The sequence below is a fragment of the Sphingobacterium sp. genome, from assembly GCF_032065005.1.
In the GTDB taxonomy this organism is placed as follows: Bacteria; Bacteroidota; Bacteroidia; order Sphingobacteriales; family Sphingobacteriaceae; genus Sphingobacterium.
Genome location: NZ_DAMBMM010000002.1, coordinates 525,758 through 550,657, shown reverse-complemented (window position 1 = coordinate 550,657; position 24,900 = coordinate 525,758). Strand labels below are relative to the sequence as shown.

Genomic DNA, 24,900 nt, shown 5'->3' with positions numbered 1-24,900 from the left:
TGTTTAATGTGCTTCTAACCAATTTCTTCCTTCACCAATCTCTATTTCAATTGGCACTTGCATCTCAATAGCGTTTTTCATCCTATTTTCGATGATGGATTTGAATTCACTGATTTCATGATTGGGAACATCGAATACAAGCTCATCATGTACCTGCATGATCATTTTGCCTTCGAGTCCTCTTTCTGCAATATCTTTTTGGATATTTATCATCGCTATTTTAATCAGATCTGCTGCAGAACCCTGAATTGGAGCATTGATGGCATTTCGCTCTGCGAAACCTCTAACCGTCATATTTGCAGAATTGATATCCCTTAGATAACGCCTTCTTTTCAATATAGTTTCCACATATCCATTTTCCTTCGCAAATTCAATCACTTCGCCCATATATTTTCGAATACCCGTATATTGGGTGAAGTACTGGTCAATGATTTCTGCAGCTTCTTTGCGGCTGATTCCCAAATTTTGTGACAGACCAAATGCAGACTGTCCATAAATAATCCCAAAGTTTACAGCCTTAGCATTTCTCCTCATATCAGAATTAACTTCCTCCAATGACACCGAATAAACACGAGCCGCGGTAGCCTTGTGAATGTCTAATCCTTGTTTAAAGGCCTCCAACATATTAACATCTTGACTCAATTCGGCCATAATCCTTAGCTCAATCTGAGAATAATCGGCAGAAAGCAATGTCCAGTTTTCATTCCGGCTGATAAAGGCCTTTCTTACTTCCCTTCCTCTTTCCGTACGGATTGGGATATTCTGTAAGTTAGGATTAGTAGAACTCAACCTTCCAGTGGCTGCCACAGCCTGATTGTAGGAGGTATGAATTAATCCTGTATTGGGATTGATCAGATTTGGCAGGGCATCCACATACGTGGATTTCAACTTCTGAAGCTGTCTAAAATCTAAAATATCCTGTACGATGTCAGATTTGTTTGCCAAAGCTAATAGAACGTCTTCACCGGTTTTGTATTGACCTGTTTTTGTTTTTTTAGCTTTCGGATCTAGTTGAAGTTTGTCAAATAGTACTTCTCCAAGTTGTTTTGGAGAGGCTATATTAAAGGTAACACCTGCTTTTTCATAAATCTGTTGCTCCAATACCTTTACATCTCTTTCAATTTCTTTTGAAAACTGTTGTAAGGTATCTACATCAACTTTTACTCCATTTCTTTCTACTTCTGCCAACACCTTTAATAATGGAAATTCAACCTTTTGAGCTAACGCTATGGTGGATGTTTCCTCAAGGAGAGGAGCTAGCTTGTTTTTTAATTGTAATGTAATGTCAGCGTCTTCAGAAGCATACTCTTTTACCAACTCGACATCCACATCCCGCATATTTCCCTGGTTCTTCCCTTTACTTCCGATCAAATCGGTAATAGAAACTGGAGTATAGTTTAAATAAGTCTCTGAAAGGTAATCCATGTTATGGCGAGTGTCAGGATCAATGAGATAATGGGCAAGCATTGTGTCAAAAAACTCACCCTTCACATCAACAGCATATCTGGATAGAAGTAGGATATCATATTTTAAATTTTGTCCAATTTTCTTAATGCCTTCATTTTCAAATATCTCTTTGAAAATATTCACTGTTTTTTGCGCTTCATCTTGATCCGCACTAACTGGAATATAATAACCTTCATAAGCCTTGGTACTAAAGGAAATCCCTACCAATTCCGCTTGTAGAGCATCCAAACCGGTTGTTTCTGTGTCAAAACAGAAGGCCTCCTCTTTAGCTAATTGCAGTGCTAGTTCTTTTTGTTTTTCTTCGCTGTCAACAAGTATATATTGATGTGCAGTATTCTGAAGGTTGGTAAAAACTGGGTTTTCAACAATTTCCACAGATTGATTGCCCTTAGAACCTTCTAAGTTTGCATCATTATGGACTGCAAAAAGATCCATTTGCCCAGCTTTTGGTGCCGAATTTTCAACCATGCTAAAATCGTCTCCAAAAACTCTTTTTCCTAAGGTCCGGAACTCCAATTCAACAAACAGAGGTTCTAACAGATCTTTATTAGGTTTCTCTAATTCCAATGCTTTTTCGTCCAATTCTACTGGAACATCCAACAATATGGTAGCAAGCTTTTTAGAAATCAAGCCCTGTTCCGAAAAGTTTTCTACATTTTCTTTCAGTTTACCTTTCAGTTTATCTGTGTTTTGGATCAGGTTTTCGATAGACCCAAATTCTTGGATTAATTTTTTAGCGGTTTTCTCACCAATCCCCGGTATCCCTGGAATGTTGTCAACTGCATCACCCCATAGCCCTAAAATATCGATGACTTCATGGACATTGTTAATTTCCCATTTCTCCAAAATTTCAGGAACCCCTAAAGTTTCGGCGCCATTACCCATACGTGCAGGTTTATAGATGAAAATATTGTCCGAAACCAATTGGCCAAAATCCTTGTCAGGGGTCATACAATAGACCTTGTAATCCTTTTTTTCACCCTTTTTCGCTAAAGTACCAATGATGTCATCAGCCTCAAAGCCATCCATGGTAATGATCGGGATATTGAACCCTTCGATCAAGCGATATATATAAGGAATGGAAGCGGCTAGATCCTCGGGCATTTTTTCCCGTTGAGCCTTGTATGCCTCAAACTCTAAATGTCTATTGGTTGGTGCTGCAGTATCGAATACAACAGCAATATGACTAGGTTTCTGATTATTTACAACATCGAGCAAGGTATTGGTGAAACCCATAATTGCCCCTGTATTTAGTCCGTATGATGTAATGCGGGGTGTTTTACTTAGTGCGAAGTATGCACGGTAAATTAATGCCATCCCGTCTAAAAGAAATAACTTTTTCAAATTCTTCGTTTTTTTACCTGTATAACAAAGTTAACAAATTCAAATAGACGCAAAGATTAATTATTTTTTTCCATTTTTGCGGGAATTGCTTGTATTTTTAAATAACATGGAAAATTGATATGCGCGGACTTGTAACAAAATCTACCGGTAGTTGGTACCAAGTTTTGGATGATGAAGGAAAAAGATATGAATGTCGGATAAAAGGAATATTCAGGACCCAAGGTATTAAAACAACTAACCCCATTGCTGTTGGGGATAGGGTGGAGTTTGAAATTGAGCATGGCCAACAAAGCGCGGTTATCACTAAACTTGAACCTAGGAAAAACTATATCATCCGTAGATCAGTCAACCTTTCCAAGCAAACTCAAATTATTGGTGCAAATCTAGATCTAGCACTCTTGGTGGTTACTTTGGCCTCGCCGCCTACATCAACTGGCTTTATCGATAGATTTTTGGTAACAGCTGAAGCTTATGGGATTCCAGCGGCACTAGTATTCAACAAATTGGACCTTTTTTCTGAAGAGGGCCTTGAGATTCTGGCGGAATACATGGCCATTTATGAAAACTTGGGTTACCCATGTTATACCGTATCCGCATTGGAAAAGGAAAATATAGAAGAAATGAATGAAGTCTTAAAAGATAAGATTACCCTCATTTCTGGTCACTCGGGCGTTGGAAAATCTACTTTGATCAATGCTATTATTCCAGGAGCCGATCTTAAAACCGGTAATATTTCCGACTGGTCAGATAAAGGAAAGCACACAACCACATTCGCAGAGATGATCGACCTTCCATTCGGAGGGAAGCTTATCGATACTCCTGGTATTCGAGAATTGGGAATCGTGGATATCGAACCCCAAGAACTTTCCCATTATTTCCCTGAAATGCGAAACTTCCTTAACCAATGTAAATTCCATAATTGTAGACATATCAATGAACCGGGATGTGCAGTTTTGGATGCATTGGAAAATGGTGAAATTGAACCCTCACGCTACGATAGCTACCTGAGTATCTACAATAACGAAAACAACAGGAATTAATTCCCTCAAAATTTTCCCGAAGATTTGTAGTTATTTTGTTCTTTTTCAGTTAGTTGATTTAATTCTATTTAAATATATTCTCCAGTAAATAAACATATTGGCTATATTGTTGTTAGGAAATAACACAAGCTGGGGATAAACCGTTTTTTTGAATTTTATGAAACCTATTTGGAAATGGATTATTGGGATTATAGCCGTCTTAATTTTGGCTATTTTGGGAATTGGCTGGTATTATAGCCGAAATTGGAAACCTATTGTAGAGGAAAAACTCAAGGAAACAGTTTCTAAAGCTACAAATGGTCTTTATTCATTGAAATATGATGATTTGGACCTCAATGTGGCTCTGGGAAATGTCACCTTAAAAAATGCAGAATTGATTCCTGATTCTGCTATCTATCGGAAAATGGTGCTCACTAAGGAGGCGCCGAATAGCCGTTATCATATCAAACTTTCAGCCTTGAAGGTCCGCAGATTCAACATCTGGGATGTTATCAAGAACAGGAAACTGTATATCAAGGAAATCAATTTTGATTCCCCTGATATCCATATGATATCGGAACGTCATGCTTATAATGATACCATTCAGCCGCAACAGTCGAAGACGCTATATGATAACATTAAAGATGTTTTTAGTTCCATCAATGTTCGTGACATTCACATTGACAATGTAAAATTTAAATTCTCGAAAATCGAAGAGGGCAAATCCAGCGATATTGTTCTGGATAGTATTGGCATCAAGGTGCACGATATTTTGGTGGATCAGGCCTCAATACATGATACGACCCGCCTCTTTTACACCAAGATGGTCGAGGTAGAAGTGCCAAAGTTTGAATATGAACTCTCCAACGGCATATACAAAGCCAAGTTTGACCATTTGATCATGAATACTCAGGATCAAAACGTATTATTGACCAAGGTGGAGTATGCCCCAAAAATGAGCAAGGCAGCATATTTCAAGGCCAGAAATGAAAACATAACCATGGCGGTCATGAAGTTTGACACCCTTCGTTTTGAAAAATTGGACTTCAAGGAACTGATTGACAACCAGCAGACCATTGCGCAACATGTGCAGATTAAAAACGGTTCAGTTTCCTTGTATAATGATAAGAGGTATCCTAAAAAGAGTGTTTCAAAGATTGGGAAATCCCCTCAGCAGCAATTAATGAAAGTTAAACAGGTCATTAGGATTGATTCCGTATTTGTGGATAATGTAGATGTACTTTATGGCGAACATTCTGCGAAATACAATAAAGAAGGTGTAATTACCTTTAATCATGCCAAAGGAACATTGACCAATGTCACCAATGACAGTACATTGTTGGTGAAAAATAAATTTATGCGGGCGGATCTACAGGCAAGGATCATGAACGCCGGTCTGTTAAAAATCCAGTTTGGCTTTGACATGCTGAGCAAAGATGGTTATCATACCTATAAAGGTTCTTTAGGAAGGATGCAGGCTCCAGCTTTCAATAAGATTTTGACCCCTCTGTTGAATGCTGAAATAGCCTCAGGAAATATAAGAAGCATCAGTTTTAATTATCAGGCCAACGACCATAGAAACTGGGGGGAATTTAGATTTGACTATGACCACCTAAAATTGAACCTGATGAACGCAGTCGATCCAGGAATGAGTAAAACGAAAAAGGGGGTATTATCCTTTGTGGTCAACAACATCCTGATCAATGACAGTAATCCTGATGCCAATGAAAAATACCATATTGGCAAGGTAAATTATAAGCGTGTGCCAGAACATACTTTTTTCAAAACGTTATGGCAGAGCCTTCTGGACGGGATCAAGCAATGTGCGGGAATCAGCAAAGAACGCGAGGCAAAACTGATGGGAGCTGCTGAAAAAGGTAAGGATGTCGTTGATGAAACCAAGGGCGTAGTCAAGCGTACAGGGAATTTCATCAAAGGGTTGTTTAAAAAGAAAGATAAAGAAAAAGAAGAAAAGAAAAATTAGTTTCACGTGAAAGCTTTTTTTAATGGGCCGTTCATTAATGAAGATATTGATATGTTTGTAACTTGATGGATTCGATTTTTAGCTTCCTAAAATATATATTTCGTTATAAAAAGAAAAGCGTAGATCAGATTGTTTTTTATGTGAGTTTGATCAGTGCTGTCACGATGGTTGTGCATGTAGGTTACATTACGGATCCCGAGATTGCAGTAATTACCAGGGATGCAGTCGTAGCTCTATATTATGGTCTTTTCCTTTTTGAGATCATCCGAACGGCCTCGTCAATACTCGTAGCTCGGCGAATAAATATATCGCACTATACAGGGGTACTGGTCAGTGCATATTTCCTGTTAATAACGATTTCGAGGATTACAGGTGGTTTCTTATCTACCTTTGCTAAAGACGAATGGCTATATCTTGGGATTGCCATTATATTCCTCTCAGAACTTTCGAAAAACAGCCTTTTCTTTGATAATTTCTACTTCAATCCGACCATATTATTTGTCATCAGTTTCTTGGGATTGATTATCCTTGGTGCGTTTCTTTTGATGCTGCCTCGTACGACATTGGAAGCGCCATTAAGTTTTGTCGATGCTTTTTTTATGGCCACAAGCGCCGTCTGTATCACTGGGCTTTCCACAACGGATATTTCGACCAACTTTTCCCTTTTCGGGCAATCCGTCATAATGGCCTTGATCCAAGTAGGTGGCTTAGGGATCATGACCTTTACGGGATTCTTTGGGTATTTCTTTTCAGGAGGTTTTTCCTTCAAAAATCAATTGATGTTCGGGGAGATCTTAGGCGAAAACAAACTGAATTCTGTAATCTCCACGCTACTGACCATCATCTTTATCACCCTTCTTTTCGAACTGATCGGTGCCATTATGATTTTTGCCTCATTGGAAGCAAAATATTTTGACTCTGTTGGAGAGATGATCTTCTTTTCTTGCTTTCATGCCATTTCAGGGTTCTGTAATGCAGGTTTTACCATTATTAAAGAAGGGGTTACCAGCGATGAATACCGGTTCAACTATAATTTTCAACTGGCGGTAGCATCCATGTTTATTTTAGGAGGTTTCGGTTTTGGAACCATATTCAACCTTTATACCTGGGTTCAGGAAAAAGTGAAATCTATTGTCCGTAGATTGATACAGAAAAAAAGTTATCGATATAAACCGCAGGTTTTTTCATTCAATTCCAGGTTTATTGTAGTCTGTAATGTCACAGTTATCCTTTTGGCTACACTTTCTTTCTTTGTTCTGGAACAAAATCATAGCCTGATGGCGGATAAATCCTCTTTTGGAAAATGGGTGACATCGATTTTCATGGCCAACTCTACCCGCTCAGCTGGATTTAATAGTGTAGACTTGAACTTTATCAATATTCCCACATTGATCATGTTCGTGACCCTGATGTGGATCGGGGTTTCACCTGGATCAACAGGGGGTGGGGTAAAAGTAACCACCATTGCCATCGCCTTGATGAACATTGTGGCCCTTGCCAAAGGAAAAGAATCCATCGAAATCTATAAACGTAAAATAGCATCTGAATCAGTGAATAAGGCTTTTGCCATTATTCTGCTATCGGTTCTGACCATTACCTTAAGCTTTATCTTATTGAACTTTTCTGATCCAAATCAACAGATGATTCCTTTGTTGTTTGAATCCGTTTCTGCATATACAACCTGTGGGTTATCCCTGGGAATTACCTCCTCCTTAACGGCAACAAGTAAGATCATTCTAATGTTTACCATGTTTGTAGGAAGGGTCGGAATGCTGACCTTATTGGTTGCATTTATTAAAAACACAAAGAACAAAAGTTATATTTATCCAACTGAAAAAGTATTGTTTTAAGAGTTATGAAGTATATAGTTTTAGGATTAGGGCATTTTGGGAGATCTTTGGCAATCCATCTTACCGAGCTAGGACATGAAGTAATCGCGGCTGACAAGAACCTGAGCATCGTTGAACAGACCAAGGACCGTATTACCCATACCGTGTGTCTGGACAGTACCGACCGTGATGCGGTCAGTTCATTGCCCTTACGTGAAAGTAATGCCGTTATTGTTGCGATCGGGGAGGAAGAAGGGGCAAGTTTGATGACGGTTGCCCTTCTAAAACAACTGAAAGTAAAGCGGATCATCGGGCGGGTAGTTTCAGATCTGCAAAAGACTGTCCTGGAGGCGATGAACATTGATGAATATATCATGCCGGAAGAAGAGGCAGCCGAGCGTTTAGCGATGCGTTTGGATAATATTGATATCGTTGACTCCTTTAAGATATCTGAAAAATACAGTATCATCGAAACAAAAGTTCCTAGCAAATACGTAGGAATGACCTTAAAAGAAGCCGATCTGACCAATAAATACAAGGTTATTGTCCTGACGACTGTCCATGTAGAAAATGAAACCACTAAGGATGGTTCAACTCGGGTGAACAAGGAGGCTTCAGGGATTGCAAAATCCGATACCGTATTAATGGAAAATGATCTTCTGGTGCTGTTTGGTGAACTGGCAAATATTAAAGATTTGATTCAGAAAGGCTAAAATAAACTTTAGCCTAAATCCTTACCTAAACATTATTAATCTGTGTAAGAAGCCGTCCAATCCGATCCGCTTCTCATGTTTTATTTCAACTTTCTCATTTCTCTTATCTCATATCTCACATCTATTCTATATTTTTGGAGCTATATCATTAATAATCCTATTAATTACTAGATGAAAACTTGGTTTAAGGAAAATCAGAATCACTTAATCATTATAGGCATCTTCTTGCTTCTAGTGGTGTTTTATTTTACGCCAGTATGGCAAGGCAAAACCTTACTACAAAGTGACGTGATGCAAGCTCGTGGCAGTCAGAAAGAAATTTTTGATTATAGAGAAAAAGACGGTACGACTCCATTATGGACGAATTCAATGTTCGGAGGAATGCCAACCTATCAGATTTGGTATGATCATGCCAATAATATCACTACCCACATCGGACCTGCTATTCGAGCTATATTTCCTCCGCCAGCGGATGTTTTGCTCATGTTCCTCCTAGGTGGTTATTTCCTCTTTGCTGTATTGCGAATGAAACCTTGGGTCGCGGCCATTGGTGCCGTCGCACTCGCGTTTTCATCCTATAATATGATTTATGTCGAAGCTGGGCACATCAATAAAGCCTATGCCATCGCTTATTTCGCGCCTATTATCGGTTCGGTTATCCTCTGTTATCGCGGCAGCAAGTTTTGGGGACCTAGTTTACTGGCCTTATTCTTGGCACTTGAACTCAGGGCAAACCACATCCAGATGACCTATTACCTTTTCCTTGCCTTATTGGTATTGGTAGGGTTTGAGTTATACTACGCTATCCGTGACAAAAAATTGAACAATTTCTTAAAAGCTACAGGTTTGCAGCTGATCGGAGTTATTGTCGCCGTTTTGGTCAATGCTTCGGTGTTGTTCCCAACTTATGAATATAGCAAGGAAACCATCCGCGGAAAAGCGAATATCAGCAAAACAGATGATTCTGGTAAATCTGCCGCCGGTCTAGATAAGGAATATGCCTATGCATGGAGCCAAGGTATTGGTGAAAATATTACCTTTTTGATTCCAAATGCCTATGGTGGCCGTTCTGGAGGTACATTAACCCCAGAATCCAATACCATTAAAACCTTACAGAAAATTGGCGCATCCAAAGAAGAAGCTCTGCAGTATGCGAATAGACTTTTCCCTACTTATTGGGGTGAAAAACAATTTACCTCTGGACCCTGGTATTTTGGTGCAGGCATAATTTTCCTATTTGTCCTAGCGCTATTCGTAGTAAAAGACCGATTAAAATGGTGGATCTTAGCAGCAACCTTGCTGACTATTTTGCTTTCCTTTGGTCGTCACTTACCATTTATCTCCGATCTATTCTTTGACTACTTCCCAATGTACAACAAATTCAGGGCTGTAGAATCAATTTTGGTTATCCCATCAGTCTTGATCCCGCTTCTTGCAATCATGGGATTGAACGAGATTATTACCCGTGGAAATGAAATCAAAGATCTAGATAAAAAAGTATTGTATTCCGGTGGAGCCGTTGCTTTGCTGTGTCTGCTTATTGCAGTGATGCCAAGTTTACTTTCTCTACGTATTTCAAACCATCAGGATTATGTTGCCTCATTGCAACAATATATTCAAGACCCAAGTTTAGCAAGTGAATTGGCCAATTCATTGTTGAAGGACCGCGCTGATATGGCTTCTAATGATGCTTGGCGTTCTTTCTTTATTGTGGTATTGACATTCGCCTTCGTTTGGTTCTTCGTTAAGAAAAAACTTAATGCGGGAATCTTGATTGCTGCGGTAGCTGTTATTACCCTTGTAGATCTTTGGTCAGTGGATAAAAGATACTTAAACACTGAATCTTTTGTTGACAAGAGCATCTATGAGAAACCGATCCCTGAAAGAGAAGTTGATCAATTGATACATTTGGACAAAGACCTTTCTTATAGAGTATTTGATCTGACGACAAGTCCGTTCAATGATGCCAGTGCTTCATACTTCCACAAGAGCATCGGTGGATATCATGCCGCCAAATTGATGCGCTTCCAAGAATTATTGGAACATCAATTCAATGGCAATTTTAATGAAGACGTGTTGGACATGTTGAATGTCCGTTATGTCATCACAAAAGATCAAAGCAACAATTCAGACAGGATCCAACGCAGAAGCTCTGCCTTAGGAAATGCCTGGTTTGTGAACAATGTTAAATTTGTCAACAGCAACCAAGCAGAGATGGATGCCTTGGGAACCTTTGATCCGAAAAAAGAGGCCATTGTAAACGAAGGATTGAAAGGCCAATTAGGTGACAAATCTATTGGTCAGCCAAATAACGCTGAAATCAAATTGACATCTTACCATCCTGATACCTTGAAGTATGAATATTCGGCTGGGAACAATGTCTTTGCGGTATTCTCTGAAATCTATTATGACAAAGGCTGGAAAGCCTACGTTGATGGCGAAGAAGTGCCTATCATCAGAACTGATTACCTATTGAGAGGATTATCCCTACCAGGCGGTAACCACAAGGTAGAATTTGTTTTTGCACCAAATTCTATGCGAATCAGCAATATCATTTCACTGATTGCATCCATTACCCTTGTTTTAGGTCTAGGATTTGCAATTTGGTTATCCATCAAACATAGAAAAGAAAAAGCCAAATAAAACGGCTCAAGCGTATAGAAAAAGGAGATTCTTTATTAGAGAATCTCCTTTTTTATTCGTTGGCCACGAGAAAAGTGTTGAAGCGAGTTCTTAAAACAAGGTCAACTGCGGATCAGTGACCCTAAAGGTCTTTCGATGATGAGGGGTCAATCCCAACTTTAAGACCGCTTGCCTATGTTTTATGGTCGGGTAGCCCTTGTTCTGCATCCAATCATAATCCGGATAATCAACAGCAATGTTTTCCATGTACTCATCGCGATAGGTCTTTGCCAAGATCGAAGCTGCCGCAATGGAGAGGTACTTGCCATCACCCTTAATAATACAGGAATGAGGAACATTGGAATAAGGAATAAATTTATTGCCATCAATGATCAGGAACCCTGGTTTCACAGCAAGCATATCCAAAGCCTTGTGCATAGCCAAATAAGAGGCTTTATGAATATTGATCTTATCAATCTCTTCAGCCGAAACACTCGCAACGGCATAAGCCAAGGCCTCCTGCTCAATAATTGGCCTTAATTCCATGCGTTTCTTCTCCGAGAGCTTCTTGGAATCATTCAATACGGGATTACAATAATCCGCCGGAAATATCACAGCCGCTGCAAATACTGGCCCCGCCAAACAACCTCGGCCAGCCTCATCACATCCCGCTTCAATAAAATCCCGCTGAAAAGTTGAAAGTAAAGTAATTGAATTCATGCTGTAAAGGTAGTATTTAGTATTTAGTATTTAGACTGGTGTATCAACCATAGATTTATCCTTTTAAAGGCAAGAAAACCATATTAAAATCATTGAAAATCTGGCCGAAGCTAGAGTCTAAATACTAAATACTTTATACTAAATACTACCCCAAAGAAATGTAACAACTCCGTGATTAACCTCGTTTTACACTAATTTACACTTCTTGTGTTTTTCTTTGCTATGTATTCGGGAATATAATTTTTTTTCTTATACTGCTGGTAAATACAAGATTACTTGAATTGTATGAAAAGGAATATCATTATTGCCATTCTAATCTTTGCTAGTTCAAACTTGTTGGCGCAGAAGAAAAAAGACCGATATGCTATTTTACCCACTTTCCAAGTCCAGGTCGACGGAGACCTCAAGGAATGGGAAAATCAGCTATCTGTAATAGGTCAAGATTCCAGCTGGAGCTTTGCTGTTACAAACGACGCTAACTATCTGTACACCGCAGTTCAAATCAAGAACCTTGCCTTGCAACAGGAAGCAGCTCGAAATGGTATCATCGTGAATATCAACCCTGAAGGAAAAAAGAAAGATGGGGCAATTTTAATCTTTCCGATTCCAGACAGCGAGTCAGTCAGGGCAATGGTAAACGATGAAAACCTCCCGAATATGAATGTTCGCGAAGAGTTGATCAAGCGAAGCAGGGGGTATGGCGTGAAGGGTTTTGCTCGGATTGTAGATGGTAGGCTGTCATTCGAAAATACGTATGGCGTGCTGGCACTGGCAAAATTGATGGACAATGATGTTTTGGTTTATGAATCAAAAATTCCGATTCAGTCAATTGGTATCAAGGATCTAAAAGATCCAGTTGCTATCCAAATCATGATTAACAACAGATTTACCATGTTACAGAAAACTATCAAGAGCAGACCTGACCCCAGGGGATCGATGTACGGTCGATACAGCCCGACGGTTAAAAGTCCGTATAAGACCAAGATTGATGCTTGGATCTTAGGGACGCTGAACTAGAATTAGTTTAATTGATATATGGATAGATTATTGAAAGCCTTGATATGCTTATGCTTCATGGCGATGGGAATTACCGTGTACGGTCAATCTGGCCGTGTTGTGTCGGGGATGCTTCGGGATACCGAATCAAGACCCATATCAGGAGCGTCAGTGCGGTTGATAACGGCATCTGACACCATAGCGACTAGCTCGACCAATGCTGGTTTATATACCTTTGAAAATGTTAAAGCCACAAAATTTAAGATCAGGGTTAGCAGCCTAGGCTTCTCACCTTTTGAAAAGGAAGTGGATTTTCCTGAAGGGCAAAAGGAAATCCAAATCCCTAGTTTTGAATTGGCGGTCAATGAAAACCAAATCGAAGAGGTGGTGATCCAAGGTGTCCTGACAGTGCAGGTAAAGGGGGATACCGTAGAATATTCTACCAAAGACCTCAAACTCCGCGAAGGATCGGTTGCTGAAGACGCCCTTAAGAAATTACAGGGGGTTGAAGTCGACAAAGACGGTAACGTAACGGCTCAAGGTGAAACTGTAACCAAAGTCAGGATCAACGGGAAAGACTTCTTCGGTGGAGACGTGAAAACCGCTACGCAAAACCTTCCGGCCAATATTATCGAAAAAATTCAGGTTGTAGATGACTATGGTGACATGGCCAATGTGACCGGAAATAAATCTGGTGAATCCGAAAAGATCATCAATATCCAGATCGATCCTAAATATAATAAAGGCTTTATGACGACCCTTCGTGCCGGTTACGGTTCTGAAGATCGATATCAAGCCACGGGTATGTGGATGGGGATGACCGATAAAACTCAAGTCTCTATCTTGGGTAACCTAAACAACGTGAATGCGTCCCTGTTTGACTTCCGCACCATTGGCGGTGGTGCAAGGATGCGTCAAGGGGGTGGTGGCCGACCAGGTGGCGGCGGGGGTATGTTTGGCGGCGCATCGGGCCTAACCGATGTGGGATCCATCGGGGTCAATATCCGTCATGACTTCTCTGAAAAGCTTAAGGTTTATGGTAGCTACTCTTTTGGTAGAGATGACAATACAACCTTGACCAACAGTTTGACAAACTATATCATGGGTGCTGATGGTGGTAACCTGGAACAAAGTTCTGACTCCACTGCAAATAACATTGTTTCAAGCCATCGTTTCGAAGCAAATTTAGAATGGAATATTTCAGATAAGGATTATATCAAATTAACTCCTCAGGTAGGGTTTTCTGGAACCACTTCAAACTCAAATTCTGTAAGTAACTGGTTTGATTTCCAGGAAAACACGGAAACCAAGGACAATAGGGTAGAAAGTGGAAGCTTGGATGCTCCTAGGTTTGGTATCAGTGGTCTTTATAATAGAAAGTTAAATGATAAAGGAAGGAATTTCTTCATGAACTTCAATTATGACAATGCCGCTACTACCCAAGATTACCAAGGCGTATTGGATCGCTTAATACAAGATCCTAACAACGCCAATACCAGCATGGCTGAAATCTACGAACAAACTATCCGTGAAGTCAACAACAAAAGTTGGAATGCAGGGGCAAGTGTATCTTATCTAGAACCAGTATCCCAGCATGGAAAGATTGAAATTCAGTACGACTTCAATAAAAACAATTATAACAATAAACAGAATCAGGATGCCTTTGATGAAGAAGGAGATGCATTACCTAATTTAGATGATCGTATCCTTAATTATCACTACGATCAAGATTATTCTTTTACCACACATAGAATTGGAGCAAACTATGCTTTTGAAAACGATAAGGTAAAATACTCCATTGGTGCTGCGGTTCAGCCGTCACTATTAAAAGGTAGGGCCTCAAGCGATGCTGATAATGCAATTATCGATCGTTCAAACCTGAACTGGATGCCTATCGCAAGATTTGAATATAAGTTCTCTAGACAAAAGAACCTGAGCATCAACTATAACGGGTCTTCGACAGAACCTAATATCAATCAGATTCTCCCTTATGCAGTCGGTAATTCTTCTACCAACATCGTATATGGTAACCCGAACCTGAATCCTGAATTCAGACATAGAATGATGTTGAGGTTCCGTGGAGGCGATTTCCAAAAAGGGAACACCTTCTTTGCGATGGTTAATGGTAACTTGACTTCAGATAAGATCGTATCCTTCGTAAAACGCGAAAACAACCCTACAGGTGGTTTGATTTCCGAAACTAGGTACCTGAATGAAGAAGATCCGGTATATAACTTAAACTCATTTTACCACTTCGGAAAATCGCTGAAGGAAAAAACCTACAACTTGATGTTGATGGGAGGGGTGAGCTATAACAAGAACATTTCCTATACCGCTAGAGAATTGAGTGCGACCGAAGGGATGAAGAATATTTCCAACAACTGGGTATTTATGCAAGGATTGATGTTCAGATATAATCCATCTGAAAACTTTGAATTAAATCCTGGAGTAAGATACTCGTATAACTACACGAGAAACTCACTTGGTGATTTTAACAATAACGTTTCTTCTTGGACACCTACCTTGATCGGATCGGTGAACATCACACCAACTACCATCTTTGGTGCTGACCTTTCCAAGTCATTCAATAGTGGATATGGACCATTGACAAATGCCAATCCATTTATCATCAATTCTTACATCGAACAAAGACTTTTGAAAGGCCAACGCGGAACCATCCGTTTCCAAGCATTCGACTTACTGAATGAGCAAACCAACCTTTCAAGGACCGTACAAGAAAACATGACCATCGACAGGCAAACAAACCGCCTAGGTCGTTACTTCATGCTTACATTCACATTCAAGCTCCAAAAATTCTCCGGAGTAGCCCCAACCGACAACGACGGCATGCCTCCAGGAATGAGAAGACCTAGGATGTAACACTCTAGTATTTAGTAGAAAGTATTTAGTATTTAGATAAAAAACAAAGGAACGGCTTAAGTAAATAGGCCGTTCCTTTGTTAAACATCGGTCTAACTACTAAATACTTAATACTAAATACTATTCCTTACCTTTGTCATTCAATTTTTCTATATGGATCATAAGATATTCCAACTTGACAACGGGTTGCGAGTTTTGTTTCAGCCTCATTCCTCTTCCATTACGCATATTTGTTTGATTGTGGATGCCGGATCTAGGCATGAGGAGTTTGGTAAGTTTGGAACGGCTCACTTTATTGAACACCTGTTATTCAAGCGTACGGAACGTAGGAGCACCAATCAGATCTTAAATCGATTGGAGTCCGTTGGGGGCGACTTAAACGCCTATACGACCAAGGAATATACTTGTATCCATGCCTCCTTTCTAAATCCTTATCTGGAAAGGGCACTGGACCTGTTCGAGGATATCTTATTCCACTCGGTATTTCCGGAGGAGGAAATGGATAAGGAGAAAGAGGTGATCCTGGATGAGATGGCTTCCTATCTCGATAGTCCCGAGGAGTCCATTATGGATGATTTTGAAGATCAGGTCTTCAAGGACACTGGACTAGGCCACAATATCCTCGGCCTTGAAGATGACTTAAAGGCCATTCGAAAAGACGATATCAAGCGATTCATTGATCAACATTATGACGCTTCCAAGATCGTAATTGCCATCTCAGGAAATTATTCCGATAAAAAGGTGCTCAAGATAGCCAATAAATGCTTTGGCAATCCAAATAACCATCAATGGATCCATACGGCCGAAGATATGCTGAAGCCCCAAGTTTCCTTGATCGAAAAAGAGAGACCCATCAATCAGGCCCATGTGGTACTGGGCGGGCCAGCTTTTGGAATCCATGATGACAGAAAAACCGGTCTCTTACTATTGAACAATCTTTTAGGTGGCTATGGTATGTCCAATATCCTGAACCTCAATATCCGTGAAAAATACGGGATTGCCTATACCATAGAATCCAACTACAGTCTTTATTCAGACACCGGCTTGTTCAGTATCTATTTCGGTACGGATGCGGAGAAAGTGGATAAGACCTTAAAGCTGATTTACAAGGAATTGACTAAATTAAAGGAACAGGCATTGAGTGCACAGGCGCTAGAAAAGGCGAAGAATAAGTTCAAGGGTCAGATTGCACTCGCAGAAGAAAATAGGATGAGCCTATTGATCGCAGAAGCAAAAAACATCTTAGATTATGATCGTGTGGTTGGTCTCCCAGAAGTTTTTGATAAAATTGATTTGGTAAGCTCCAAAGAGATTTTAGATATAGCAAATGAGGTTTTCAGTAAAGAAAATCTTTCATCTCTTTCTTTTCTACCCGAAGATTAAGTATATTTTTGTTGAATTAAACTAATGCATATGAAAACAGCATATATTTTTCCTGGCCAAGGTGCACAATTTGTGGGCATGGGTAAGGACCTATACGACTCAAACGAAGATTCAAAGGCTTTATTCGAAAAAGCCAATGAAATTTTAGGCTTCCGTATCACCGACATCATGTTCAATGGAACCGAAGAGGACCTGAAACAAACTAAAGTAACCCAACCATCCATCTTTTTGCATTCTGTGATTTTAGCAAAGGCATTAGGCGATAGCTTTCAGCCAGCCATGGTTGCAGGACACTCCTTAGGTGAATTCTCTGCGTTGGTCTCTGCTGGAGCACTATCTTTTGAAGATGGATTGAAATTGGTTTCTAAGCGTGCTAATGCCATGCAAAAAGCTACGGAATTGGAACCGGGAACCATGGCTGCTATCTTAGGCTTGGATGATGTAATTGTAGAAGAGGTTTGTGAACAAGTTGATGATATAGTTGTTGCAGCAAATTATAACTGCCCAGGACAATTGGTTATTTCAGGATCTGTTTCTGGCGTTGACAAAGCTTGCGAAAAACTATTGGAAGCCGGTGCTAAACGTGCATTAAAGTTAAATGTAGGTGGTGCATTCCACTCTCCCTTGATGGAGGCAGCAAAACAGGAATTGGAAGCTGCTATCTTGGATGTTGAAATCCAGGTTCCGGTCTGTCCTATTTACCAGAACTACGATGCCTTGCCATATCAAGATCCTACAGCGATAAAAGACAACCTTATAGCCCAATTGACTGGTGCAGTACGTTGGACACAGTCTGTAGAGACCATGTTAGCAGATGGTGCTGAAAGTTTCGTAGAGGTCGGTCCGGGTAACGTACTTCAGGGTTTGGTTAAGAAGGTTGACCGTCAGATTCCGACATCTTCGGCGACAACAGCATAGTAAAATAACCCCTTATTCTTTAGGGGGATGGATCGATGGGCGGACTTCCCACTATTGGGTCCGCCCCGCTGTCCAGCCCGCCTAGGCTTCTGTTTCCGGCTTTTTAGATCTGGGGTAACGCTTAAATCCGTAAGTCCGGCCGTACTTCATCTCAGATGCGCCATAAACAATGGCACGTCGACTCTCCAAAAAGGGCTCATATATGATGCCCAGAAAACCATATTTTCTGCATTCGTCCTTTCAGGTCCTAGAGTTAACAGCGGTTCCCCCTAAATAAGATATCCATCATGATAGCTATTATCGCGGTTTCCCATTTATGACGGTTTGGTTCGTTTTTCCGGCCGTCGCCCATGCAACAGGCAAGTATCCATTGCGGAAAACCTGATCTCAACAATCGCAACTTCTCAAAAAATTTTTATTATTCAGGATGATTAGATAAAAGGAATCAAATAGGCAACTTTCACACACCACATCAATTTTCCCGTTTTTTGGCTTTTAATTAGAAAAAGCCTGGCGGACGCACAAAAGTCCTAATATTCTCTCCCAACCAAATGTCCTTGAAACTGTTCACTACCTATACATGAACCTATATAAGGTTGAAAATTTTAAATATGGAAGAACAAGTTCAAACTAAAAAGGTCTTTCTTACGGGTGGGACATCCGGGATAGGCAGGGCCACTGCCCTTTTGCTGGCCAAAATGGGATATAGGGTGTTTATCGTAGGAAGAGATAGCGCTAAGATGCACGACGTCCTCAGGGATGCAGAACAGAGGGGACTGGAAAGATTGATCACCCCAATTATCCACGATCTGAGCAGAATGCAGGGAACAAAGGAACTATTGGATGACATTTGGCAGGAACACGGTCCCTTTGAAATATTGGTGAACAACGCCGGTATGGGATTCGGCGGAGTTGTCGGGGTGGAAGTCCGGGAAATCAACCACATGATAGAAACAAACCTGGTCGCCTATATGCACCTATCCGGTTTCTTTGCCCAACGGATGAAGGACAATGGGCTAGAAGGTGATATCCTTAATATAGGCTCTATGAGCTCTGATACCCGCGATGCCGGGAGTTCAGGGTACGTAGCCAGCAAGGCGGGTATCCAGGGTTTCACTGAAGCGCTCCGAAAGGAAGTGAACCCATACAATATCCGCGTAACCCTGATCGAGCCCGGATCAGTGAGCACCGATATGCAGCCCCAGAACCCCCAGGAGAAAAGCGAGCTCCAAAATAAGGGCGAAATGCTGGATTCCCAAGACATTGCAGACCTGATTGCCTACATCCTGCAATTGGACCGACGGGTTTCAGTTGCGGAGGTGAAAATTAAACCGTTAAAGCAACTGATCTAGGAACCTTTCCGAATTTAACACAGTATACAACATGAAAAGAAACTTTTGGTATAAAAACAGTCTGTCCGTCGTTTTCATAGGTTTGTTCATTCTTTCATTCGCTGCGCAGGTATTTTTCGGCTGGAGGGAACTCCTTTCTGAATACCAGGACAGGGAACAGTCCCTGCCCCTTATGGAGTATCTGAGAAGTGGACACTTTATTTCGGCAACCTTTGAAAATTTCCAGAGTGAATTCCTACAAATGGCCCTATATGTAATCCTCACCATTTTCCTGCGGCAGATCGGTTCGGCCGAATCAAAGAAAATCGAGGGAAAAGAGGAGGTCGACAGGGAACCTGAAAATCGGCCCGGTGCCCCCAACGTGGTCAAAAAGGGTGGCTGGAGATTGGTTGTCTATAAAAATTCACTCTCAATTGCCTTTATTTTACTTTTTCTTTTTTCCTGGGTGATGCACCTGTATGGTAGCTACACGGGAAAAATGGAGGAAAATGCCCTTGAGGGAAAGCCAATTATCGACCTGAACGAATATTTGGGTGAGCCCACGTTCTGGTTTGAGACCTTCCAGAATTGGCAAAGTGAGTTCCTGTCCGTCGCATCTATAGTAATTTTGACCATTTTCCTGAGACAAAAGGGATCCCCAGAGTCCAAACCGGTGGACAGTGCCCACATGGAAACGGGCAAATAATTTGCAGCCTGGGGCCTATGATAGGTATAAATTTTTTTTCCCGCACATTTGCTTTTTTTTGCGGCCCTATCCATATTGCATGGAACCAATATTCCTGGTCAACAGTAGATGGACGACTGTCCGATCCAGCCCCCTGAAATCTGGAATGAAAATCCTTCTCACATAAAAATGAACTGATTTGGAACTTAGCTGTTCTATGGGTGATACATTTTATAACAATTTTAAAAACAAAAATCATGGTACAGGAGAAAGGAAATGGCGAGATGCCCAATGGACATTTACACGAACTTTTTGTAGACGAGCTTAGGGATATACTTGGCGCAGAGCGCCAGTTGCTAAAAGGTCTCAAAAAATTGAAGGATGCTGCAAAGGGGGAAAATCTGCGCAAGGCATTTCAGGCACATTACGAACAGACAGAAGGTCACATTGACAGGTTGAAAACAGTATTCGAACAGGTTGGTCTCACTGCACGTGGTAAGAAATGCAAGGCAATGGAGGGGCTGCTGTCCGAGGCAGAGGAAATCATAGAGGAATTCCAGGACAGCCCCGAAGTATTGGACGCAGCGCTGATTGCCGCCGCCCAAAAGGTCGAGCATTATGAAATCGCAAGTTATGGGTGCCTTGTCACCTATGCAAGCCTTATGGGGCACAAGGAGGCGAAGGAAACATTGGGGAGGACCCTGGCGGAAGAAAAGGAAACAGATGCCCTGCTGACTGATATTGCGATGAAGGAAGCTAATACTTGATCATTTCTGAACATACCAAACATGACCGTTTTCCCATTAGGACCTTTTGCGGCAAAACCGAGCCCATGTTGTATTTAAGGACCCAAGCGATTTAAATATTTTGGAAAGGGACGGAAAGAACCGCTGTGCTTGGCAGGGTATAGTACCGGAGATCTCCTAGGATGGAGGCCCAATATTACGGATTTCCGGAAATAGTAATAACCCCCTTCCTTCGTGCTGCCACGCCCTTGGTATGTTGAAGGAAGGTGACTGAAAATATATCTCAAGAGCGATGCAAAGAACAATTAGTACTTCTACCCATGCCTTTTTGGATTACCTAGCTTCTGTTACCTTGTTAGGAGGTCCATGGATTTTTGGTTTTCAGCATGAACCTATGGCCAAAACCATAAGCCTTCTTTCGGGGGCCGCCATAGCTATGGTCTCATTCTTTACGTATTTTGAAGGTGGTGTCGTGAGGTTCCTATCTATGCGGGTCCATTTGTCCCTAGATGCACTGGTAGGCCTGTCTCTCATAGCGGTTCCCATGATGTTCAATTTTTCGGATCCTGGCAGGACTTTCATCATAACAATGGGGACCTTGAACTTCGCTGGAGCGGTGTCCACCTGGTCAAGTCCACCGAAAGACCTAGTCAAGTAATGGACCTAAGGGAAGATGCCTCTTCGGGCAAGGTTGCTCAAAGGCACAAAACAATGTTTTATGGAATTAATAGAAAATATTTTCGCAGGGGATTTGGAAGGTATTTTCCTTCTTGAAATTTTCTTGAGAACAATCGTGATGTTCTTGTTGGTCTTAATTGTGCTCCGTTTGTCTGGCAGGCGCGGAGTCAGGCAATTGACCCTCTTTGAGATGGCCATCATTATCAGCCTTGGATCAGCCGCGGGTGACCCGATGTTCCAGGAAGACTTACCAATATTTTATGCCATTGTTGTTTTTACATGTGTAATATTGGTTTATAAATTGATCATATGGCTTGCATACAGATCTGAGAAATTAACCCATCTATTGGAGGGGAAAGTCCTGCCCGTAGTAAAAAATGGAGAATTCGACATAAAGCACGAAAATGACAACAACTTTTCACAAATGGAATTTTTTTCAGAATTGAGAAATTTAAATATAGAACATTTGGGACAGGTTAAGGAAGGCGTTTTGGAAATTGACGGGACTCTTAGCGTTCTGTTTTATCCCGAAGATCAGGTCAGATATGGGCTTCCGTTATTCCCTTCATTATTTATATCAGTGGATGTGTCTAGAGAACAAGGACCTTTTGCATGTATGTATTGTGGCCATGTCGTATCTGATTTTGCAAATGATTCAAAGTCATGCCAAAGATGCAAAAAAAAACAGTGGAGTAAAGCCATAAACACCAAGCGAGTCTGACTTCGGAACAACATTGCTTATTCGGAATATTCATTCATCACATCTTAATTACGATTTTTATATGGATATGGACTGCATTCACAATAGCCGGGCTGTACCCCAAAGTCCCTCTACAGATCCCGAAGTAAAGGACTGGCAATGATGTTCGAGGACCACTCTTTTGATTACCGCAATTTTGAGGACATTATACCTTAAAGAAGTTATGGTGGCGGGTCAGGGATCGTCGGGATTGGATAACCTAAGCTGGCCAGTTACAGAAATTAAACTTGGTATGGGAGGGTGGCGAGCTATTAATCTGAATAAAGCGATGGAACGGTTTATAAAGAATAACTAATGTATGATTTAAAACTATCACAAGATAAACATATGATATATGAAGAAGGGGCATAACTTGAATACCGGTTAAAATTTAAATGGTAATTGAAATATTCAGGTGGAAAACAAAGTTAACTAAATTTCTTGCTTAGATTAGCTATAGTTAGTTTTAGGTCTAATATCCTAGTTTATTTATCGCTGTTATTTTGGAAATGAAATATTTTTCATATCATAAAATTATAGTTGATCAAGAACATTTCCTTCTGATAATAAGTTTCAGGAATAAGGTCTAAATGTTATGGAAAAATTTTAACCCGATTATATTTTAGATTCAAACTATTCATCAAGATTTTTTTGGGCTGGTTGTACCCCGTGCGGTTCTCCTTCCGAAATAGGCGTCTTCAATGATTACCAAATCTTAAGGCTTGCAATTATTTATTCCAGCTTCGAAATAATAATTTCAGGTGATAAGTGATATTCTATATTCTATTTAAAAACTCGGATCATGGAACTAAATAAAGAAATAATTCAAAGTATCGGCAAGCTCCTCGATAAGAAAACTGTTGCAACTGCCGAAAGCGTAACTGCGGGGCTGCTTCAGTTTATGCTTTCCCAGATCCTAAATGCTTCAGATAATTTTAGAGGAGGGATTACGGCATATACCCTTGATGAAAAGGTAAATCTGCTAGGAATTGATGAGGGGGAAGCCAGAAAGTGCGATTGTGTCTCTTCACAGATCGCAGAAGACATGGCATTGCAGGCATCACATTTTTTCAATACTGATTTTGGCATTGGCGTTACCGGTTACGCAACTCCAGTTAAAGAATCCGATTTTCAGCTATATGCACACTTTGCAATATCATATAAGATGCAGATAATAGTATCTGAAAAAGCAGAGCTGCAGCCAGCTCTCATTGGATCAAGAGCTCAGCAGGAATATACTGAAATCATTGCCAGGACCTTCGAGAAAATGCTTGAGTATAAAAAAGATACCTTATAAAGAATATAATTTGCACAAGAACATTTGGAAGTTTAAGTCATAATCGTAATTCTGAACCGATGTATTTCCTTCATTCGCATAAAGTCTGGTTACTTTAACCAGACATTCCTCTTCCGACTTCAGCAATTGTCGGCTATACGGTCTTTCATTGACCGACTTTTCCGTAAAACAGAATTCTAAGGTTTCAATACTACCTTTACGCAATCATCCTCCTTTTCGTTAAAAATCCTATAACCATGCTCAGCTTCAGTTAGAGGCAGCGTATGCGTGATAATATCATCCAAAACTACCTTATTTTCGCTGACTAGGTTAATTAGTTTATCTATGTAATTTAAAACAGGTGCTTGCCCCTGCTTTATGGTGATACCTTTATCAAAAATCCTATAAAGTGGAAAATTATCATATGGCGAACCATAAACTCCCATGATAGATACGGTGCCCATCCTTCTGACAGCTTCAAAGCACATCTCCAATACTTTAATTGATCCCTTTTCAAAATTAATCGTTGCCTTGACTTTATCCATAAAATTTCGTTCCGGCTCGAATCCTACTGCATCTACGCAAACGTCAGCGCCTCTTCCGTCAGTCATTTCACGAATTGCTTGAATAACATCTACCTTGTGAGGATTTAAGGTTTCAACATTATTGGCTACTTTGGCTTTATCTAACCTATAGTCCAGAGGGTCAATCGCTATGACCCGACCGGCACCATTAAGCCATGCCGCTTTTTGAGCCATCAATCCTACGGGACCAGATCCAAAGATCGCAACAGTTTCGCCACCTTTCAGGGTTGCCCAATCTATTGCGGACCAACCTGTAGGAAAAATATCGGTTAGGAACAGAGCCTGTTCGTCGGTGAGGTGATCGGGAATAACACGCGGGCTGATATCGGCATATGGAACCCTTACGTACTCAGCTTGTCCGCCAGAATATCCTCCATACAGATCCGTATAACCAAAGAGTGCACCCCCTTTTTGATCCATCATATCCCCATTTGGTCCGTAATGCTTAAAGTTTGAATTTTCGCAGGCCGGAGAAGCTTCATGTGTGCAGAAAAAACATTTTCCACAAGCTATCGGGAAGGGAACCACTACACGATCGCCTTTTTTGAGATTTGTTATTTCGGACCCTGTCTCTACAACGATCCCCATAAATTCGTGTCCCATGATGAGATTTTCCTTTTGCGGAACTGCTCCACTTAAGATATGCAGGTCGGAGCCACATATTGCGGTCGCGGTTACTTTTAGAATTACATCCCTTGGATCGAGAATAGCCGGATCAGGCACGTTATCGATCCTGATGTCTCCGGGCTTATGGAATACTGCTGCTTTCATATTTTATTTTTTAGAATTTGTGATCATTTAACCAATTATTAGTCTATGTTCTGAATGAACACATTCAGAACATATTTGGTTCAGAAAATAATATTGCACACTGGCTGGCACACTATCATCATATCCAACAGGCTTGTCGATTTGCAGTCAATAACAACTGAAGCATTGTAGCCATCCTACAATTGAAATTTCAAAACTTTGGCACAACTTTGAAA

Annotated in this window: 18 protein-coding genes; 15 read left to right on the top strand and 3 right to left on the bottom strand. The window is 40.7% G+C overall.

Going from position 1 to position 24,900, the window contains the following annotated elements; all coding sequences use genetic code 11:
- Positions 1-3 precede the first annotated feature (3 nt).
- Positions 4-2,811 carry a DNA polymerase I gene (polA, locus tag RT138_RS05105; RefSeq protein WP_313189839.1) on the bottom strand — a complete coding sequence of 936 codons (2,808 nt, stop codon included), beginning with the start codon at positions 2,809-2,811 and terminating at the stop codon, positions 4-6.
- A gap of 119 nt (positions 2,812-2,930) precedes the next feature.
- On the opposite strand from polA, the gene rsgA reads away from it, so the two are divergent.
- The 5 genes from rsgA to RT138_RS05080 all read left to right on the top strand — a co-directional run bounded on the left by rsgA (position 2,931) and on the right by RT138_RS05080 (position 10,999).
- Entirely contained in the window at positions 2,931-3,851 is a 921-nt protein-coding gene (gene rsgA, locus RT138_RS05100; RefSeq protein ID WP_313189838.1) for a ribosome small subunit-dependent GTPase A, read from the top strand.
- Between the two features lie 157 nt (positions 3,852-4,008).
- Positions 4,009-5,814, top strand: a complete 1,806-nt coding sequence (locus tag RT138_RS05095) for a hypothetical protein (protein WP_313189837.1) — start codon at positions 4,009-4,011, stop codon at positions 5,812-5,814.
- Between the two features lie 140 nt (positions 5,815-5,954).
- Positions 5,955-7,664, top strand: coding sequence for a potassium transporter TrkG (locus RT138_RS05090; RefSeq protein WP_313189836.1), 1,710 nt, complete (start codon positions 5,955-5,957; stop codon positions 7,662-7,664).
- Between the two features lie 5 nt (positions 7,665-7,669).
- The gene (locus RT138_RS05085; RefSeq protein ID WP_313189835.1) at positions 7,670-8,356 is read left to right on the top strand and encodes a TrkA family potassium uptake protein; all 687 of its coding nucleotides are present in this window, start codon (positions 7,670-7,672) and stop codon (positions 8,354-8,356) included.
- Between the two features lie 171 nt (positions 8,357-8,527).
- Positions 8,528-10,999: a YfhO family protein gene (locus tag RT138_RS05080; protein WP_313189834.1), complete on the top strand. Its 2,472-nt coding sequence runs from the start codon at positions 8,528-8,530 to the stop codon at positions 10,997-10,999.
- A gap of 90 nt (positions 11,000-11,089) precedes the next feature.
- Here RT138_RS05080 and RT138_RS05075 read toward each other — a convergent pair whose 3' ends face one another.
- Positions 11,090-11,698, bottom strand: a complete 609-nt coding sequence (locus tag RT138_RS05075) for a ribonuclease HII (protein ID WP_313189833.1) — start codon at positions 11,696-11,698, stop codon at positions 11,090-11,092.
- A 285-nt stretch (positions 11,699-11,983) separates the two neighbouring features.
- On the opposite strand from RT138_RS05075, the gene RT138_RS05070 reads away from it, so the two are divergent.
- From RT138_RS05070 to RT138_RS05025, 10 genes are all read left to right on the top strand, one after another.
- The gene (locus RT138_RS05070) at positions 11,984-12,715 is read left to right on the top strand and encodes a hypothetical protein (RefSeq protein WP_313189832.1); all 732 of its coding nucleotides are present in this window, start codon (positions 11,984-11,986) and stop codon (positions 12,713-12,715) included.
- An 18-nt stretch (positions 12,716-12,733) separates the two neighbouring features.
- Positions 12,734-15,574, top strand: a complete 2,841-nt coding sequence (locus RT138_RS05065) for a TonB-dependent receptor (protein WP_313189831.1) — start codon at positions 12,734-12,736, stop codon at positions 15,572-15,574.
- A gap of 153 nt (positions 15,575-15,727) precedes the next feature.
- Positions 15,728-16,957, top strand: a complete 1,230-nt coding sequence (locus RT138_RS05060; protein WP_313189830.1) for a pitrilysin family protein — start codon at positions 15,728-15,730, stop codon at positions 16,955-16,957.
- A 30-nt stretch (positions 16,958-16,987) separates the two neighbouring features.
- Complete coding sequence (gene fabD / locus RT138_RS05055) at positions 16,988-17,875, top strand: ACP S-malonyltransferase (RefSeq protein ID WP_313189829.1); 888 nt, start codon at positions 16,988-16,990, stop codon at positions 17,873-17,875.
- 611 nt (positions 17,876-18,486) lie between these two features.
- Positions 18,487-19,227 carry an SDR family oxidoreductase gene (locus RT138_RS05050; protein WP_313189828.1) on the top strand — a complete coding sequence of 247 codons (741 nt, stop codon included), beginning with the start codon at positions 18,487-18,489 and terminating at the stop codon, positions 19,225-19,227.
- A gap of 31 nt (positions 19,228-19,258) precedes the next feature.
- Positions 19,259-19,912, top strand: coding sequence for a DUF6766 family protein (locus RT138_RS05045; RefSeq protein ID WP_313189827.1), 654 nt, complete (start codon positions 19,259-19,261; stop codon positions 19,910-19,912).
- Positions 19,913-20,148: 236 nt separating this feature from the next.
- Complete coding sequence (locus tag RT138_RS05040) at positions 20,149-20,658, top strand: ferritin-like domain-containing protein (protein ID WP_313189826.1); 510 nt, start codon at positions 20,149-20,151, stop codon at positions 20,656-20,658.
- 271 nt (positions 20,659-20,929) lie between these two features.
- Positions 20,930-21,295, top strand: coding sequence for a hypothetical protein (locus RT138_RS05035; protein WP_313189825.1), 366 nt, complete (start codon positions 20,930-20,932; stop codon positions 21,293-21,295).
- A 60-nt stretch (positions 21,296-21,355) separates the two neighbouring features.
- A complete protein-coding gene (locus RT138_RS05030) occupies positions 21,356-22,036 on the top strand; it encodes a YetF domain-containing protein (RefSeq protein WP_313189824.1) in 681 nt (226 codons plus the stop codon).
- Between the two features lie 820 nt (positions 22,037-22,856).
- Positions 22,857-23,351, top strand: a complete 495-nt coding sequence (locus RT138_RS05025) for a nicotinamide-nucleotide amidohydrolase family protein (RefSeq protein WP_313189823.1) — start codon at positions 22,857-22,859, stop codon at positions 23,349-23,351.
- Positions 23,352-23,527: 176 nt separating this feature from the next.
- Here the strand turns inward: RT138_RS05025 and RT138_RS05020 are convergent, their stop codons facing one another.
- Entirely contained in the window at positions 23,528-24,685 is a 1,158-nt protein-coding gene (locus tag RT138_RS05020) for a zinc-dependent alcohol dehydrogenase (protein ID WP_313189822.1), read from the bottom strand.
- Between the last annotated feature and the right edge of the window lie 215 nt (positions 24,686-24,900).

What these genes read in the sequence shown, in the direction of transcription:
- RT138_RS05060 (WP_313189830.1), top strand. Translation starts at nt 15,728, where the DNA reads ATGGATCATAAGATATTCCAACTTGACAACGGGTTGCGAGTTTTGTTT.
- RT138_RS05075 (WP_313189833.1), bottom strand. Translation starts at nt 11,698, where the DNA reads ATGAATTCAATTACTTTACTTTCAACTTTTCAGCGGGATTTTATTGAA.
- RT138_RS05020 (WP_313189822.1), bottom strand. Translation starts at nt 24,685, where the DNA reads ATGAAAGCAGCAGTATTCCATAAGCCCGGAGACATCAGGATCGATAAC.
- fabD (WP_313189829.1), top strand. Translation starts at nt 16,988, where the DNA reads ATGAAAACAGCATATATTTTTCCTGGCCAAGGTGCACAATTTGTGGGC.
- RT138_RS05080 (WP_313189834.1), top strand. Translation starts at nt 8,528, where the DNA reads ATGAAAACTTGGTTTAAGGAAAATCAGAATCACTTAATCATTATAGGC.
- RT138_RS05025 (WP_313189823.1), top strand. Translation starts at nt 22,857, where the DNA reads ATGGAACTAAATAAAGAAATAATTCAAAGTATCGGCAAGCTCCTCGAT.
- rsgA (WP_313189838.1), top strand. Translation starts at nt 2,931, where the DNA reads ATGCGCGGACTTGTAACAAAATCTACCGGTAGTTGGTACCAAGTTTTG.
- RT138_RS05085 (WP_313189835.1), top strand. Translation starts at nt 7,670, where the DNA reads ATGAAGTATATAGTTTTAGGATTAGGGCATTTTGGGAGATCTTTGGCA.
- RT138_RS05045 (WP_313189827.1), top strand. Translation starts at nt 19,259, where the DNA reads ATGAAAAGAAACTTTTGGTATAAAAACAGTCTGTCCGTCGTTTTCATA.
- RT138_RS05050 (WP_313189828.1), top strand. Translation starts at nt 18,487, where the DNA reads ATGGAAGAACAAGTTCAAACTAAAAAGGTCTTTCTTACGGGTGGGACA.
- RT138_RS05030 (WP_313189824.1), top strand. Translation starts at nt 21,356, where the DNA reads ATGGAATTAATAGAAAATATTTTCGCAGGGGATTTGGAAGGTATTTTC.
- RT138_RS05040 (WP_313189826.1), top strand. Translation starts at nt 20,149, where the DNA reads ATGGTACAGGAGAAAGGAAATGGCGAGATGCCCAATGGACATTTACAC.
- RT138_RS05070 (WP_313189832.1), top strand. Translation starts at nt 11,984, where the DNA reads ATGAAAAGGAATATCATTATTGCCATTCTAATCTTTGCTAGTTCAAAC.
- RT138_RS05095 (WP_313189837.1), top strand. Translation starts at nt 4,009, where the DNA reads ATGAAACCTATTTGGAAATGGATTATTGGGATTATAGCCGTCTTAATT.
- RT138_RS05065 (WP_313189831.1), top strand. Translation starts at nt 12,734, where the DNA reads ATGGATAGATTATTGAAAGCCTTGATATGCTTATGCTTCATGGCGATG.
- RT138_RS05035 (WP_313189825.1), top strand. Translation starts at nt 20,930, where the DNA reads ATGCAAAGAACAATTAGTACTTCTACCCATGCCTTTTTGGATTACCTA.